The organism is Streptomyces sp. NPDC055243 (genome assembly GCF_044544025.1).
Taxonomy (GTDB): domain Bacteria; phylum Actinomycetota; class Actinomycetes; order Streptomycetales; family Streptomycetaceae; genus Streptomyces.
The window spans coordinates 142,756-157,336 of record NZ_JBITWR010000002.1 but is presented as its reverse complement, the minus strand read 5'-3'; the positions used below and the strand labels follow the sequence as shown (position 1 = coordinate 157,336).

General features: G+C 69.9%; 15 protein-coding genes. 6 read left to right on the top strand and 9 right to left on the bottom strand.

What is annotated here, in order from left to right; all coding sequences use genetic code 11:
• Nucleotides 1-79: 79 nt before the first annotated feature.
• Together ACIGXX_RS05640 and ACIGXX_RS05635 are read right to left on the bottom strand one after the other, a co-directional pair.
• On the bottom strand, nt 80-553 hold the full coding sequence (locus ACIGXX_RS05640; protein WP_351158404.1) for an indole-3-glycerol phosphate synthase: 474 nt from the start codon (nt 551-553) through the stop codon (nt 80-82).
• A gap of 144 nt (nt 554-697) precedes the next feature.
• A complete protein-coding gene (locus ACIGXX_RS05635) occupies nt 698-1,462 on the bottom strand; it encodes a pyrimidine reductase family protein (RefSeq protein WP_351158402.1) in 765 nt (254 codons plus the stop codon).
• Nucleotides 1,463-1,499: 37 nt separating this feature from the next.
• On the opposite strand from ACIGXX_RS05635, the gene zapE reads away from it, so the two are divergent.
• The gene (gene zapE / locus ACIGXX_RS05630) at nt 1,500-2,591 is read left to right on the top strand and encodes a cell division protein ZapE (RefSeq protein ID WP_351158399.1); all 1,092 of its coding nucleotides are present in this window, start codon (nt 1,500-1,502) and stop codon (nt 2,589-2,591) included.
• A gap of 93 nt (nt 2,592-2,684) precedes the next feature.
• Entirely contained in the window at nt 2,685-4,049 is a 1,365-nt protein-coding gene (locus tag ACIGXX_RS05625; RefSeq protein ID WP_361467914.1) for an alkaline phosphatase PhoX, read from the top strand.
• A gap of 69 nt (nt 4,050-4,118) precedes the next feature.
• Here ACIGXX_RS05625 and sph read toward each other — a convergent pair whose 3' ends face one another.
• The 5 genes from sph to ACIGXX_RS05600 form a co-directional block, all read right to left on the bottom strand.
• Nucleotides 4,119-5,114, bottom strand: a complete 996-nt coding sequence (gene sph / locus ACIGXX_RS05620) for a sphingomyelin phosphodiesterase (RefSeq protein WP_399973058.1) — start codon at nt 5,112-5,114, stop codon at nt 4,119-4,121.
• 240 nt (nt 5,115-5,354) lie between these two features.
• Entirely contained in the window at nt 5,355-5,933 is a 579-nt protein-coding gene (locus tag ACIGXX_RS05615) for a TetR/AcrR family transcriptional regulator (protein WP_399973054.1), read from the bottom strand.
• Nucleotides 5,934-5,988: 55 nt separating this feature from the next.
• Nucleotides 5,989-6,405: a RidA family protein gene (locus ACIGXX_RS05610; RefSeq protein WP_351158390.1), complete on the bottom strand. Its 417-nt coding sequence runs from the start codon at nt 6,403-6,405 to the stop codon at nt 5,989-5,991.
• 59 nt (nt 6,406-6,464) lie between these two features.
• Nucleotides 6,465-7,658 (bottom strand): Cmx/CmrA family chloramphenicol efflux MFS transporter, encoded by a 1,194-nt coding sequence (locus tag ACIGXX_RS05605; protein ID WP_399973051.1) that lies wholly within the window; start codon nt 7,656-7,658, stop codon nt 6,465-6,467.
• 143 nt (nt 7,659-7,801) lie between these two features.
• Nucleotides 7,802-8,209, bottom strand: coding sequence for a VOC family protein (locus ACIGXX_RS05600; protein WP_351158385.1), 408 nt, complete (start codon nt 8,207-8,209; stop codon nt 7,802-7,804).
• A gap of 102 nt (nt 8,210-8,311) precedes the next feature.
• Between ACIGXX_RS05600 and ACIGXX_RS05595 the strand changes: the two genes are divergently transcribed.
• Nucleotides 8,312-8,779, top strand: a complete 468-nt coding sequence (locus ACIGXX_RS05595; RefSeq protein WP_399973048.1) for a hypothetical protein — start codon at nt 8,312-8,314, stop codon at nt 8,777-8,779.
• A gap of 103 nt (nt 8,780-8,882) precedes the next feature.
• Nucleotides 8,883-10,139 (top strand): helix-turn-helix domain-containing protein, encoded by a 1,257-nt coding sequence (locus tag ACIGXX_RS05590; protein WP_351158381.1) that lies wholly within the window; start codon nt 8,883-8,885, stop codon nt 10,137-10,139.
• A 164-nt stretch (nt 10,140-10,303) separates the two neighbouring features.
• Here ACIGXX_RS05590 and ACIGXX_RS05585 read toward each other — a convergent pair whose 3' ends face one another.
• Nucleotides 10,304-11,614 (bottom strand): NAD(P)/FAD-dependent oxidoreductase, encoded by a 1,311-nt coding sequence (locus ACIGXX_RS05585; protein WP_399973045.1) that lies wholly within the window; start codon nt 11,612-11,614, stop codon nt 10,304-10,306.
• A 184-nt stretch (nt 11,615-11,798) separates the two neighbouring features.
• The gene (locus tag ACIGXX_RS05580; RefSeq protein WP_351158377.1) at nt 11,799-12,371 is read right to left on the bottom strand and encodes a TetR/AcrR family transcriptional regulator; all 573 of its coding nucleotides are present in this window, start codon (nt 12,369-12,371) and stop codon (nt 11,799-11,801) included.
• 100 nt (nt 12,372-12,471) lie between these two features.
• Between ACIGXX_RS05580 and ACIGXX_RS05575 the strand changes: the two genes are divergently transcribed.
• Together ACIGXX_RS05575 and ACIGXX_RS05570 are read left to right on the top strand one after the other, a co-directional pair.
• Nucleotides 12,472-13,683, top strand: a complete 1,212-nt coding sequence (locus ACIGXX_RS05575; RefSeq protein ID WP_351158375.1) for an amidohydrolase family protein — start codon at nt 12,472-12,474, stop codon at nt 13,681-13,683.
• A complete protein-coding gene (locus ACIGXX_RS05570) occupies nt 13,680-14,534 on the top strand; it encodes an alpha/beta hydrolase (protein WP_399973040.1) in 855 nt (284 codons plus the stop codon). The genes ACIGXX_RS05575 and ACIGXX_RS05570 overlap by 4 nt, the downstream gene beginning before the upstream one ends.
• Nucleotides 14,535-14,581 lie beyond the last annotated feature (47 nt).

Here is a 14,581-nt window from a genome sequence, read left to right as displayed (position 1 = left end):
TACGGCAGATGAGCAGGGCCCAGACTATTGCCTCGGACATCCGGCAGGCACATCTGCGCCCCGCGAGGGGGCGAGGCCCCTAGTCCTCCGTGTGCGAGAACAGCTTCAGGACCGGTACGCCCACCTTGTGCCGCGCCCGCGAGGCCCAGTCCCGGTGGAAGAACTCCTCCACGTAGTGCGGGTCGGTCAGGACGATGACCTCGTCCGCGTCCGCCTCGTCGACCAGCTGCTTGAGCGCGTCGAGGGGGTGGTCCTCGATCAGCTGTCCCAGTGCCTCGCAGCCCGCGGCGCGCAGCGCCGTGAGGGAGACCTCCAGCGCCTTCTGCGCGGGGGCCGTGGCGTCCTGCCCCTCGGGAACGTCCCCTTCCCTCGCCGCCTCGTCGAGCTCCCCGAGAGCGACGTCGTCGATGGCCCGCAGCAGGCGGTCCGCCTGATCGCCGCGGGGCTGGAGCAGCACCCGGAAGGTGACCGTCTCGTCGCCGTGCAAGGTGGTGACGAACTCCACGTCGGCGGAGGTCAGGGCCTTCTCGATCATCAATACGCTTGTGAACACGACAGGCGCCCTTCTCATCCGTGGGCTGCCGAGAGTCTGTCTCGACAGCCCCTGCGGAAACCATCCTGCCCCGTGGCCGCACGGGGTCTGCGACTTTTAGTGTGCCCAACGGAAGCGAAACGGAACGGCCGATTCCGCTGATTGTCAGGTTCGACGGTATCGGGTGAAGAGGAACCCGGCCTCCTCCAGTACGGAAGCCAGTGCGAATTCCGTCGGCACCTCCACCGCGGACCCCCAGGAGATCCGCTGCGCGTCCCCCGCGGTGAGCATCGGGGACACCGTCAGACAGAGCTCGTCCAGGGCCCCCGCCGCCACGAACTGGCCGAGGAGCCGGGGCCCGCCCTCCGTGAGCAGCCGCGTCAGGCCGCGCTCCGCCAGAGCGGGTGCGACCCGCTCGGGCTCGACCGCCGCGCCCTCCCCCGCGAGCACCACCACGGCGCCCGCCTTCTCGGCCTCGGCGACCCGGTCGGCGGGCGCCGCGGCGCCCGTCACCACGAGCGTGGGCACCAGGGGCGAGGTGAAAAGCGGAAGGCCGAAATCCAGGTCCAGGCTCGCGCTGACCACGGCGATCGCGGGCGCCACGGTCTGACCGGCCGCCGCCCTGCGCTCGGCGAAGGCTGCGCGTGCGCGTGAGGGCCGGTAACCCTCTTGGCGGACCGTTTCGGCACCCACGACCACGACATCGGCGATTCCGCGCAAGGTGCCGAAGATCCGCATGTCCGCGTCGCTGGAGATGGGCTGCGAGCGGCCGTCGTGCTGGGCCGCCCCGTCCAGCGTGGACACCATGTTGGCGCGCATCCAGGGGTCGCCGCCCGGAGGGTAGGCGTACGCGTCCGCCAGCTCCCCCAGCCCCCACTCTCGTACGGATGTTTCGTCTGTCTGGTCGGTCACAGGGAACAGGCGTCGCATGTCCAGCAGTCTTGCACGGCGCTTAGAGTTAGGAACCGTGTCGTCCTCCACCGCCGCCCCCGGGCAGAGCCCCATAGCCGAAGCGGCTCCCCTGTCGCTGTGCGCCCGCGCGCCCCACGTTCCCGCCGACCGTCTGGTCGCGGAGATGGTGCCGCCGCCGCGCTTCGACTCCGTCCGCTTCGATACGTACATCCCGGACCCGAACCAGCCGAGCCAGACCGAGGCCGTGCGGGTCCTGAGCGGCTTCGCGGCCGGGCTCGGCGGGGCGCACGCGTCCGGCGCCGGCAAGCGCCGCTGGTTCCAGAAGAAGGCCGCGGCGCCCACCGGACCCCGCGGCGTCTACCTCGACGGCGGCTACGGCGTGGGCAAGACCCACCTCCTGGCCTCCCTCTGGCACGCGACGCCCGCGGCGCCCGAGCAGAAGGCGTTCGGCACCTTCGTCGAGCTCACGAACCTGGTCGGGGCGCTCGGCTTCCAGCAGACCGTGCGCACCCTCAGCGGTCACCGGCTGCTCTGCATCGACGAGTTCGAACTCGACGACCCGGGTGACACGGTGCTCGTCTCCTCGCTGCTCGCGCGGCTCGTCGAGGAGGGCGTGGCGCTCGCCGCGACCTCGAACACGCTGCCGGGCAAGCTCGGCGAGGGCCGGTTCGCGTCCGCCGACTTCCTGCGTGAGATCCAGGGCCTGTCCACCCACTTCAAGTCGCTGCGCATCGACGGCGAGGACTACCGCCACCGGGGCCTTCCGGAGGCGCCCGCCCCGTACTCGGACGAGCAGGTCACCAAGACCGCGTACGCGACCGACGGCGCGAGCCTCGACGACTTCCCGCACCTGCTCGACCACCTCGCGCGCGTGCACCCCAGCCGGTACGGAGCGCTCACCGACGGGCTGCGGGCCGTCTGCCTCACCGACGTGACGCCCGTCCCCGACCAGTCGACCGCGCTGCGCCTCGTCGTGCTCGCCGACCGCCTGTACGACCGCGAGGTCCCCGTGCTCGCCTCGGGTGTCCCCTTCGACCAGCTGTTCAGCGAGGACATGCTCAACGGCGGCTACCGGAAGAAGTACTTCCGGGCGATCTCCAGGCTCACGGCACTGGCCCGGGACGCGGAGAGCCTCGTCAAGCCGTAGCGACTCACCGCTACGCGCGTGGTTCCCGCACGCCTAGGCGCGTGGTACACACATCCGGTCATGTTCCTGTCCGCCAGCAGGAGGTCGGCCTTTATGTCCACGACACGACGTCAAGTACTAGCTCGTACCGGTGCGGTGGGTGCGGGTATCGCCTTCACCGGCGCTCTCTCGGAGCTCTTCGCGGGAAGCGCCGCCGCGCAGGGCAAGGCAGGGTACGGGCCGCTGGTGCCCGACCCCGCCGGTCTGCTCGATCTGCCGAAAGGTTTCCGCTACAAGGTGCTCTCGCGGGAGGGCGCCGATCTGCCGTCCGGCGAGGGCAAGGTGCCGAGCAACTTCGACGGCATGGACGCGTTCCGCGGCAAGCGCGGCGGCGTCCACCTCGTCCGCAACCACGAGAACCGCCACAACGGCAGAGCCCCCGTGCCCACGGTCAAGGGACTCACCTACGACCCGATGGGCAAGGGCGGCTGTACGGCGCTCGCGCTCGACCGGCACAACAACGTCCTGAGCGAGCGCGTCGCGATCGCCGGGACCGCGGTCAACTGCGCGGGCGGCCCGACCCCTTGGGGCACCTGGCTGACCTGTGAGGAGACCGAGGACAAGGCCGGGACGAACGGCTACACCAAGGACCACGGCTTCATCTTCGAGGTCGACCCCGTCGACCCGCACCGCACCGGAGCCGTGCCGCTCACCGCGATGGGCCGCTTCCAGCACGAGGCGATCGCCGTCGACCCCCGGCGGGGCGTGGTGTACGAGACCGAGGACGCCTTCCTCAAGCCCTTCGGCCTCTTCTACCGCTTCCTGCCCAAGAAGCCCGAGGGCGGCCTCGGTTCGCTCCGCGCGGGCGGCAAGCTCCAGGCCATGCGGGTGCCGGGTGTGCCCGACCTGTCCGCGATCCAGGAGACGGGGGCGTGCTTCGAAGGCGTCGAATGGGTCGACGTACCGGACCCGCTCGCCGCCCAGACCCCCATCCGCCTGCAGGACTTCGGCCCCAAGGGCATCACCCACGCGCAGAAGCTGGAGGGCTGCTACTGGGGCGGGAAGTCCGTCTACTTCGTGTCGTCGTTCGCGCACAGCGCGGAAGGGTCCGCGGCCGACCACTTCGGCCAGATCTGGCGCTACGACCCCTCCGAGCGCCGCCTCACCCTCGTGATCGTCTTCGGCCCGAGCACCGACATCCAGCTGCCCGGCGAGTCCCCCGACAACATCTGCCTCGCGCCCAGCGGCGGCCTGATGGTGGCCGAGGACGGCGGGGGCGCGCAGCACGTGTACGGCCTGACCCGCCGCGGCGAGGTCTACGCGATGGCCCGCGGCCGGCAGAACATCGGCACCCCCGAAGAGCCCGAGTGGGGCGAGTTCGCGGGCGTCTCGTTCTCGCCGGACCACGACACGATGTACGTCAACTGCTACAACCCCGGCACCACGTTCGCCGTGACAGGACCCTGGCACAGGACCTGACCGGACGGGGTGCGCGGCGGACCGCCGCGCACCCCGCGCAGGGCTCCAGGGCCTAGGAACCGATCAACTCTAGGAACCGATCACCGGATAGTGGTCGGACAGGTTGGTGTAGGTGTACTGCTTGCCCCAGCTGGAGACCGTCCAGGGCGCGCTCTGCTCCTTGACCACCTCGTTGTGCCAGGCGGCGGGGCGGGCGTGGCCCTTGCGGTGCAGGACGTAGTCCAGGTCCTCGCGCGGGTCGTCCGGGTAGCGCTCGGCGGCGATGGAGTTGTCCTGGGTGTCGAAGGAGTACGGGTGGCCGCTGCGGCCGTCGGCGGGGGCGAAGCCGCCGTCGGCGAGCATCGAGGCGTACTCGTCGCTGTGCGAGTCGACGTTGAAGTCGCCTGCCACGACGACCTGTTCACCCGCCGGGATGTTCTTGGCGTCCAGGAAGGCGTCCATCTCCTTGAACTGCAGGGCGCGGGTCGCGGCCGCCTCGCCGGAGCCGCAGCCCGGGTCGGTGGACTGGGCGTGGGTGCCGACGACGTGCACCTTCGTGCCGTTGACGTTCAACTGGGCATAGACGAAACCCTTGTTGGAGTACGCGTCGGAGCCGCAGGCGTCCTTGTAGACGTACTGCTCCTTGCGCAGGATCGGCCACTTGCTCAGGACGGTCACCCCGCCGTCCTCCGGCGTCACCGAGGAGTACGCGCCGCCGGTGGCGTCCCAGCCGTTCTTGCTGCGGCCCATGACGGGGGTCTGGTGCGGGTATCCGCCCGCGGCGTTGGCCTTCAGGGCGTCGGACGAGGAGTTGTCGAAGGCCTCCTGGAGGACGACCACGTCCTTGCCCTGGAAGAAGCCCGCGGCCGGTATCGCCTTGGCGCGGTGGTCCTGGCCCCAGTTCGGGTACAGGGTCTTGCTGAAGAGAAACGCGTTGTACGAGAGCACCTTGAGTGCGGGAGTGTCGACAGAGGCGGCAGGTGCGTCGACGGCGGTCGCGGACGGGGCGACGGCGGCGAGCGTGGCCGCTGCGAGCGCCGTGGTGATCGCGACGGCCTGAGTCCTGCGCAGCGCTGGGTGCGGCACTGAATCTCCTGTTGTGGGTGGGGGGTTGTGCGAGGGTCGTCGTGCACGTCGTCATGCACGACGTCGTGAACGTGCACGTGATGTGACTGATGTGGCGCCGCATATCCAATCAGCCGTGATTACTTCTGGGGATACTTCGTGTGAACAAAGATCCCGCCGCAGGTGCACGACGATTTTGTGCGACCCGCCAGGACCCGGTGAGCCCACGTGACCGGAGTGGCGCGGGGCGCGGCGGGCCGCTCAGAGGTCGGCGAGCGTGCTCTCCACCGTGTCGAGCAGTACCTGCCGGTCGTCCTGGACGCGGGCGAGGATGCGCAGGCCGTAGTAGGTGCTCTGCACCCGGCGCGCGACGGCCACCGCGTCGGTGGTGGGACGGAGTTCGCCCGTGCGCGCGCCGGCCGCCACGACCGTGCGCAGCTCCTCCTCCACCCGGTCGAAACTGCGCCGGACGGCTTCCTTGACCTCCGGGTCGAGCCCGGCGATCTCGACGGCCGCGTTGATCGCGAAGCAGCCGCGCCCGTCCGCCTCGTCGAGGTCGGCGTCCACGGCGTGCACCATCATGTCCCGCAGCCGCTGTTTCGCGGGTCCTTCGCCCCGCAGGATCTCGACCTGCTCGGCGGTGCTGGTCTCGTAGTAACGCCGCAGGGCGCGCAGATAGAGCTGCCGCTTGCCGCCGAAGGTGTTGTAGAGGCTGGAGGGCCCGAGTCCGGTGCTCTCGCACAGCGCGCGCGTCGACGTGCCCTCGTAGCCGTGACGCCAGAACGTCTCCATGGCCGCGGTGATGACGCGGTCCTCGTCGAACTCTCGTGGCCTGGCCATGACCCCCACAGTACGGGTTTTGGAACACACGTACAAAACATCCGGAACGCCGTGGCTACGCGAGCGCGCCGATGCCCTCGATCTCGATCAGCCACTCGGGATCGGCGAGCGCGGCGACCTGGACGAACGACTCCGCCGGGAAGGGCGGTACGTAGAACTCCGCGCGGAGAGCGGCGAAGACGTCCTGGTGGGCGATGTCGGTGACGAAGACCGTGAGCTTCACGGCCTTGTCCGGACCGGACCCGGCGTTCGTCAGGACGGTGGCGAGATTGGCCAGCGCCCGGCGCGCCTGGGCCTCGAAGTCCCCGGCGCCCACCGTGTGACCGCGCTCGTCGACCGGGGCCTGCCCCGAGGCGAAGACGAGGTCTCCGACGCGGATGCCGAGCGAGATCCCGGCGGAGGCGTACCAGTCGGGGTCGGCGGTGACGCGGGTGCGGGCTCCCGACGGGCTGACTGCGGGGGTCTGTGACATGGCGTGTCTCATTTCTCTCGGTCGGGTCGGTGGCGTGTGGCGTGCGACGGCCTTCGTGGTCATGCGGTCACGCGTGTACGTCCCCGGGGCCGGGGCACGGCGTCCCGTCCCGCCCGCTGGAGTCGCGCCGCCCAGAGCACGGCCACCGCTCCGGCGGCGGCGAGCGCCGCGCCGACCCAGGCGACGGAGGCGTAGCCGAGACCGGCGTCGATGGTCATGCCGCCGAGGAGCGGGGCCAGGGTGTTGCCGACGTTGAACGCGGCCGTGTTGGTGGCGCCGACCAGCGTCGGGGCGGCCGGGGCGAGGGTGAACACCCGTGACTGGAGGGCGGGGTTGGTCACGTACCCGACGAGCCCGAGCAGGAAGACGAGCACGATCACGACGACGGTGGAGCGCGCCGTCAGCGCGAGCAGCGCGGAGAACACGGCGAGCGCGCCGAGCCCCAGACCGAGGGTCCGCAGCGGGCTCGCCTCGGCGGTCCGGCCGCCGATGACCAGGCCCACCATCCCGCCGACGCCGAACAGGGCGAGGACCGCGGGCACCCACCCCTCGGACACTCCGCTCACCTCGGTCAGCAGGGGCGCGAGATAGCTGAAGGTGACGATGACCGCGCCGAAGGCGAAGGCCGTGACGGCGTACGAGAGCCAGAGCTGGGGCCGCGCCATGCCGCGCAGCTCGGCCTTGACCGACGTACGCCCGGCTTCGGCCCGGCCGCCGGGGACGACCAGCAGCGTGCACACGAGGCTCACCACGGTGGCCGCGGCCACCGCCCAGAACGCGGCGCGCCAGCTGGAGTACTGGCTCAGGAGGGTGCCGGCGGGCACGCCGACGACCGTGGCCAGCGTCAGGCCGCCCGCCACGATCGCGACCGCCTTCCCCTTGGCCGCGGGCGGCACGAGGGCGACCGCGGTGGCCACGGCCACGCCCCAGTACCCCGCGTACGCGAGGGCGCTGACCACGCGCGTGACGAAGAGGACCCCGTAGCCGGGCGCGAGCGCACCGATCACGTGGGCGACGACGAAGGCCGCCTGGAGGCTGACGAGGGCGGTGCGCCGGGGCCAGCTGAGGGTGGCCACCGCGAGCAGCGGCGCGCCCACGACCATGCCGATCGCGAAGGCCGAGATCAGCAGCCCCGCGTCCGGGATCGAGACGCCGAGGTCGGCGGCCATGCCCGGCAGGAGGCCGGAGAGCATGAACTCCGAGGTCCCTTGGGTGAAGATGCCGAGCCCAACTATGTACACCGCAGGCGGCATTGACGCCCCTCCTGATCGCGACCGCTCTTTTGGAGCACTCGCTCCAAAACTGACGAGCAGGACGCTAGCACATTCTGAATCGATCGCTTCAAAACGTGGTGATCGATCGGGCACCAGGGCCAGGGGTCGCGGTCAGGACGCGGTCAGGGAGCCGCCCGGTCGCAGCCGGCCGCTTCGCCCGCCGCGCGCTCGGCCGCGCTGCGCAGCACGCAGAACTCGTTGCCCTCGGGGTCGGTGAAGACCACCCAGCCGGTGCCGTCGGGGTTCCGGCGGTCCGCCGCCACGGTCGCGCCCACCGCCAGGAGGCGTTCCACCTCTTCGTCCCGGGGAGTCTCGGGCTGGAGGCAGAGGTGGACGCGGTTCTTCTGGGTCTTCGGCTCGGAGACCTCGGCGAAGAAGAGGTGGAGTCCGGTGGGCAGGGCGATGGCCGCGGTCGATTCGCCCGGGAGGTCGTCGGCGTTGAGCGGGTGGCCCACCACCTTGCTCCAGAACCGCGCCAGTTCGTACGCGTCGGCGCAGTCGAAGGCGACGTTGAAGAGGGTCGAGCGCATGCGGGGAGCCCTTCGTCCGTGGCGGTGCGTGATCACGGGGATTGTGCTGCCGCGGGGCGTCAAGCGGTAGTCGTGCCGCGGGCGTTGTCAGTGGTGGGTGCCATGCTGATCGTCATGAATCCGCTGCCCCTGACCAGTGCGAGACCACTGACCCCGACCGGCGTCGACGCGGCACTGCGCGCCGCGTGGTCCGCCGACACCTGCTCGCCCGACGACGCCGCCCGCACCCCGTGGACCCCCGACAACCCGGCGTGGGGGCACTGCGACATCACCGCGCTCGTCGTGCACGACTTGTTCGGCGGCGTGTTGCTGGTCGGTGAGGTGTGGTCGGCCGACGGCGAGCAGCAGGGCTTCCACTGGTGGAACCGCCTGGCGAGCGGGGTCGAACTCGACCTGACGCGCGAGCAGTTCCTGCTGGACCAGCGGATCACGGAACCGCGCTCCGTGGAGCGACCGCCGGGTCGGCTGCCGCGCCGTCATGAGGAGTACGAACTGCTGCGGCAGCGGTTCACCGAGGCGATACCCCTGGCACCGGTGACACCGGCCGCACCCGGCGGCTGGACTCCCTGACCTCGATGTGCGCCTTCGAGGCGCGGGCCGCTGGGCGCTGGGCGCTGGGCGCGGCCAGGCTATCGATCTGTGGACAGTTCATGTCCCCAGATACAGTGCCGAGATGGTTTCGGAGCTGCAGCGGCTTGTCGACGCGTTCGGTGCCCGCCTTTGCCGCTCGATCGCCGTCGACGACGCGCGACTCAAGCTGCTCGCGTACAACGCGCACAGTGGCGACGTGGACGACGCCCGGATCGAATCGGTCATGCACCGCGGTGTGTCGACCGCGCTGGTCGCGCACGTCTGCGAGCAGGGCGCTGCCCAGGCTTTCGATGTTTTCACTCTTCCGCCGTGCCCCCGGATCGGCATCACGATGGAACGGGTCGGTATGCCGATCCGCCACGACGACGTGCTGCTCGGCTTCGTATGGCTGATCGGCTCCGATGGCCCTGTCGGCGACCGGGCCGTCGAGTTGCTGCGCGAGGCGGCCGCGCAAGCCGCCCTCATCCTGCACCGCGGCCACCTTGGCCTCGAAGCGGCTCGCAGCCATGCCAGGGAGCTGGTCCGCGACCTGATCGCCCCGGACCAGGCGCTCCGGACGGAGGCGGGTGTCGCGCTCGTCGAGGAGGAACACGCCGTGGCCGGCCCGGTCGCCGTCCTGGTGGCCATGGTGGGGGGCGAAGAGGGCGAGCCCCTGGCCGAAGACCGCCGTCTGGCCCTGGAGCTCGCAGTCGACCGCTGTCGACGGCGGCTCCCTCCCTCGCGCGGATTGGCCCTGACGCGTCCGGATCACGCGCTTCTGCTGACGATCTGGCCTGGGGCGCGTTCCCAGGTCGTCGAGCGCAATGCCGCCGAGCTTGCCGAGGTTCTGCGCGAAATGCTGGTCACGGAACTCGGCCTGGGACTGGCCGGCCTGTGCTGGGTGGGCATAGGCGGGCCTCGCCCCCGTCTGACCGAGGCCCGCTCTTCCTACGAGGAAGCCCGCTGCGCTGCCGAGGTCGCCCGCATCACGGGCACCCTGGGTCACGTAGTGGCTCATGGACAGCTGGGGGTGTACGCGCTCTTGGGCAAGCTCACCCCCGACCAGCTTGCCCAGGGCATCCACCCGGGGCTGCGCCCCCTGCTTTCGAACCCCGCGCACCGTGGGCTGGTGGAAACCCTGCGGGTCTATCTCGATCACGCCGGCGATGCCCGGCATGCCGCCACCGCCCTACATGTCCACCGCTCCACCCTCTACAAACGGCTGCATCGCGTCGAGCAGCTCACCGGACTGCGACTGGACGTCGGCGACGACCGACTGGCCGCGCATCTCGGCCTGAAGACGGCAGAGTTGCACCCCCGCCTTCCGGCATCGACGAATGCGCCGGACGTGGTGTTCTGAGCACGGGCCGCAGCCGGGCAACGCAACGTTGACCGGATACCCGGCACCAGGTCGGCCGACCCGGTGTTCGGCCGGGTGTGCCTTCTCGCTGACGCCGCACAGGTGGTCGACCGCCGGGTACGGGCCATCCTCTTCGCCGGGGAACCCCGGCTCAGCAACTGGCGTCAGCCGAGGACGGTGCCCGTGGACGGGGCCGGCCTGCGTCGGCGTGAGAACGCACCCAGGTCGATGGTCCGGCCGGTGTGCTCGCAGGTGTGCGTGAGCGCACTCCGGTCGTGGTCGTGCCCGCCTTCGACACCGTGGATCAGGGTGGTCATGAGGCGGCCCACCAGAGGGGCGTTCTTGAACTGATTGCCACTGGTGCCTATGGCCACGTAGAAGCCGGCAAGCTCGGTTCGGTCGTACACGGGGGTCCAGTCGTCGGTCACGTCGTATACGCCTGCAACACCTCGAGGCTTGTTGGGAACGCGCAGGCCGGGCAGTCGGCGAGCCGCCCGCGTCACCTGCGTCCTGAACCGCCACACGGTCGGAGTGGGACTCCCGTCGTCCGGATCGTCGAGCCATTCCAGCGGGTCGCACTCGGGTTCCGTGCCGCCGACGAGCAGGAACTCCCTGCCATCGGGCCGTATGTACGTGCCGAGGTCCATATCGGCCAGCACCGGTGCGTGCCGGTCCCCGGCGGCCTCGTGGTAGCCGGCGGGCGCCGCTACGTGGTGTACCTCCTGGCGCAGCGGCCGCAGACCGACGGTGAAGTCGCCGCCCACTCCGGCGAGCCGGTTGAGCTGTCCCGACCATGGGCCGGCCGCGTTGACGACCACCCCGGCGGACAGTTCGGTTCCATCGTGGAGGCGCACCCCGCGCACGCGTCCCCCGCGCCGCGTCACCGCAGCGACGGGAGTCTTCCACCGGAAGGCGGCTCCGTGTCGCTGGGCCGCCGTAGCAAGGTTGTGCGCGGCGAGTTGCGGGTCGTCGATGTAGCCGCCGTCGGGTGTGTGGAGAGCACCGAGCCGAGCGGGCGCGTCGGCGAAGAACTCGTCGTCGTCCACGGGGCGGGGCGGGAAGTACCGGCCGGTGTCCACGGCGGGCCACCGCCGGGACAGCTCTCGTGCATCCCATTCCTCGTACGGGATTCCGACCTTGTCGAAGTGTCGCGTGAACATGCCGCGGGGCGCGAAGTCCACGTCCAGCATGGTGACGCCGCAGCGGTTGAACGCCGCGAGGGGTTCACTGGCGGGTGCCTGGAGATGGTCGCGCCATGCTTCCCAGCAGTGACGGGACTCCCAAGCAGCGCTGACGCCCGCGATCGTGGGGTAGGTGAAGCGGACCACGGCGCTCGAGGCGCTGGTGGAGCCGTTGCCCGCGCCGCCGAACTTGTCGACCACGACGACCCGCAGGCCGCTCCGCACCAGTTCGAGGGCGATGGAGGATCCGATCACCCCGGCCCCGACAACGACTACGTCTGTGCTCTCAGCCATGTTCCAACCCGCCTTCTCGTTGCCGGACCAGACAGTTCCGCTGGCGGCGCGGAGGGTCGCCGCTCCGCCCGTCGTCCGCACATTACGCAGGTCAGAGACCTTGTTGCGGCGACTGTTGTCGCCACTTTCCGTCCTCGTATCCGACAGTTGTCGCGCGCCTGTGCGCCGATGTCCGTGGAACGGATCAGCCCTCTCTCATGCGCAGGATCAAGGTGACCGCGTCCTCCGAGCGGGTTCCGGGGGTCAGGACTTCCTGCAGGAGGAGGCCGCGCATCGCGGCAATGGTGACGGTGGCCAGATCCCGCGCTTCCTTCGCGTCGAGCCCTTCGCGTTCCGCGAGCGAGGACAGCATCACGGTCAGGTCGCCGATCGACTCCACGAACTCACGGAAGTCCTCGGGGCCGTACGCGGCCAGTCCGGCGACGTAGAAGAAGCCGCGGGTACGCGACAGCTGCTCCGGGCGGGTGTAGGCGCGCCAGATCGCCGCGACGAAATCGTTGAAGGTGCCCTGCTGCGCGGCCTCCAGGAGTGCCTCGTTGTCCCGGGATCGCTGCGCCGTGAGCATGGCGGCCAAGACACCCGAGAGCGACCCGAAGTGGTATCGCAGCAGGGCGTGGCTTGTCTCGATCCGGGCGGCGACCTCACGGAGCGACATCTCCGGCGGGGGAAGGGCCTCGCCGAAGGCGTCGAGAAGCCGTGCCAGGAGTCGCTCGCGCGCGCTGCCCTTGCGTTCCGAGGTTGACAGGATCACTCCCACGGTTTATCCATTGGAAAAGAAACTTCGGCGGTCCGTGTTGCTTCGCACATGGTCGCAGCCGGCTCGCAACGACGGAGGATCGACCATGGGACCTGCTCATGTGGTCGGCGCGGCGGTCATCGACGGATCGGGGCGCGACCCAAGCAACCTCGACATCACCATCGAGAACGGCCGCATCACCCGGCTCGGCGCCTCCAGCGCGCACGGTGAGCGTCTCGACGCCGAGGGACTGACGATGACGCCCGGCCTGATCGACGCTCACGTCCATCTGGGCCTGTCGAGCCCCATCCAGCCGCACTTCTCGTTTCAGATAAGTGCCGCCGAGGTCGCGGCGGACATCTTCGCCACGGCCGGCGCGACGCTCGACGCCGGCTTCACCACCGTGCGCGACACCGGCGGGATCGACGGCGGTGTCGTCACCGCGATCGCGAAAGGCAAGGTCAGAGGGCCACGCACCCTGTCGTGCGGACCGGTTCAATGCCAGATCGGCGGGCACGGCTACTACGGAGCCGAATGGGAACCCACCGAGCTGTGGAGCAGCCACCACATCCCCGGCCTGTGCGCCCTCTCCATGATGGCGGGCAACGCGGACGAGCTGCGTCACAACGTCCGCGAAGCCTTCCGTCGCGGAGCCTCCTTCCTGAAGCTCTGCGTCACCGGCGGAGTGGTGGGCGCACATGATCGACTGTCCGACACCCAGTTCACCGTGGAAGAGATCGCTGTCGCAGTTCAGGAAGCCGCGGCACGGAACACCTATGTGACCGTTCACGCCCACAACAACGAGGGCATACGCAATGCGGTCGAGGCCGGGGTGCGCTGTGTCGAGCACGGCACCAGCCTCGACGAATCCACAGCGGCCCTGATGGCCGCTCGCGAAGTCGCCCTCGTGCCCACGTTCGCTGTCGTCGAGCAACTGCTGCACGACACCGCCCAAGCCGGGCTCGCCGAGTCGACCCGCGACCGAGTCGAGGGCGTACGCGAGCAGATGACGAAGGCGCTCGCCGTCGCCAAGCACGCAGGAGTACGGATCGGGCTGGGTTCCGACCTCATCGGTCCGGCCCAGGGCCTTCGCGGCAGAGAACTCAGCCTGCGCGCAGCCCTCGAGACGCCGATGGAAGCGCTCGTGGCGGCGACCCGGACCAACGCCGAGATCCTCGGCCTGGCCGGCCAGGTGGGGGTCATCACTCCCGGCGCGCAGGCAGACCTCGTGCTGTGGAACGGCAACCCGCTCGAAGACCCGGAACTGTTCTCCGACCCCACCAACGCCGTCCTCGTGATCCAGGCCGGCCATATCATGAAGGACCTCAGATGAGCACCATGTGGCAGGGCTGCCTCGCCCACACCGACTACTTCGAGATGCGCTCCGGCGGTGGGCACGACTACGGGATCTGGGTCACCACGCCACCGCGCTACGACCCCGCCGCGGCACAAGTGCCTGTCGTGTACGTCCTCGACGGCAACTGGGCCGTGGGCATGACCGCCCCACTCATCGTCACGCAACTGGACCCCATGCAGTCGATCCAGCCCTACGTCCAGGTCAGCGTGGGCTACGCAGGCGAGGAAGCGGAGCAGTGGGAGCGGCTGCGCAACCGCGACCTCGTGCCCCCCGGCGAACCCATCGCGAAGGAGTACATCGATGCGGTGGAGACGGGGGTCGAAACCGGCACGATGACTCGCGGGCAAGCCGATGCCTACCTCGCTGAACTGAGCGACAGCCGCGGGGACATGTTCCTGGACTTCCTCACCGACGACCTGCACCCGCGGATCGAACGCGACTACGGCACAGCCCCGAGCGGTCACGGGCTCTTCGGCTACTCCTACGGCGGACTCTTCAGTCTCTACGCCTGGCTCACCAAGAGCACCTTCTTCGAGAGCATCGGCGCGGGCAGCCCCGGCATCGTCAACGCGGACAGTCAGGTCTTCGCCCGTCTTCACGCGATGGGTGACACCCTGCCTGCCACCAAGCTCCACGTGACCTTCAACGACCGGGAGATCCTCGGAGACATGGCGGTCTACCAGAGTCTCGCGAAGAACACGGCCACGTTCCTTCACCGCCTGACCTCACGCAACGGCTCCGTCACCAGCGCACTCATGCACGAAACCCACGTGACCGGGCTGCAGGCATCGTTCCTCAGCTACCTCAGGACCTGCCGCGCCCAGTAGGCCTGGACGCCGCGGCAGCACTGCCTGGCCGCCGTGCTGGGCGGCGG

Bases quoted from the DNA above. Each gene is read 5' to 3' on its own strand.
- ACIGXX_RS05635 (WP_351158402.1), bottom strand. From the start codon at position 1,462: ATGCGACGCCTGTTCCCTGTGACCGACCAGACAGACGAAACATCCGTA.
- ACIGXX_RS05625 (WP_361467914.1), top strand. From the start codon at position 2,685: ATGTCCACGACACGACGTCAAGTACTAGCTCGTACCGGTGCGGTGGGT.
- ACIGXX_RS05615 (WP_399973054.1), bottom strand. From the start codon at position 5,933: ATGGCCAGGCCACGAGAGTTCGACGAGGACCGCGTCATCACCGCGGCC.
- ACIGXX_RS05610 (WP_351158390.1), bottom strand. From the start codon at position 6,405: ATGTCACAGACCCCCGCAGTCAGCCCGTCGGGAGCCCGCACCCGCGTC.
- ACIGXX_RS05605 (WP_399973051.1), bottom strand. From the start codon at position 7,658: ATGCCGCCTGCGGTGTACATAGTTGGGCTCGGCATCTTCACCCAAGGG.
- ACIGXX_RS05600 (WP_351158385.1), bottom strand. From the start codon at position 8,209: ATGCGCTCGACCCTCTTCAACGTCGCCTTCGACTGCGCCGACGCGTAC.
- ACIGXX_RS05595 (WP_399973048.1), top strand. From the start codon at position 8,312: ATGCTGATCGTCATGAATCCGCTGCCCCTGACCAGTGCGAGACCACTG.
- ACIGXX_RS05590 (WP_351158381.1), top strand. From the start codon at position 8,883: ATGGTTTCGGAGCTGCAGCGGCTTGTCGACGCGTTCGGTGCCCGCCTT.
- ACIGXX_RS05585 (WP_399973045.1), bottom strand. From the start codon at position 11,614: ATGGCTGAGAGCACAGACGTAGTCGTTGTCGGGGCCGGGGTGATCGGA.
- ACIGXX_RS05570 (WP_399973040.1), top strand. From the start codon at position 13,680: ATGAGCACCATGTGGCAGGGCTGCCTCGCCCACACCGACTACTTCGAG.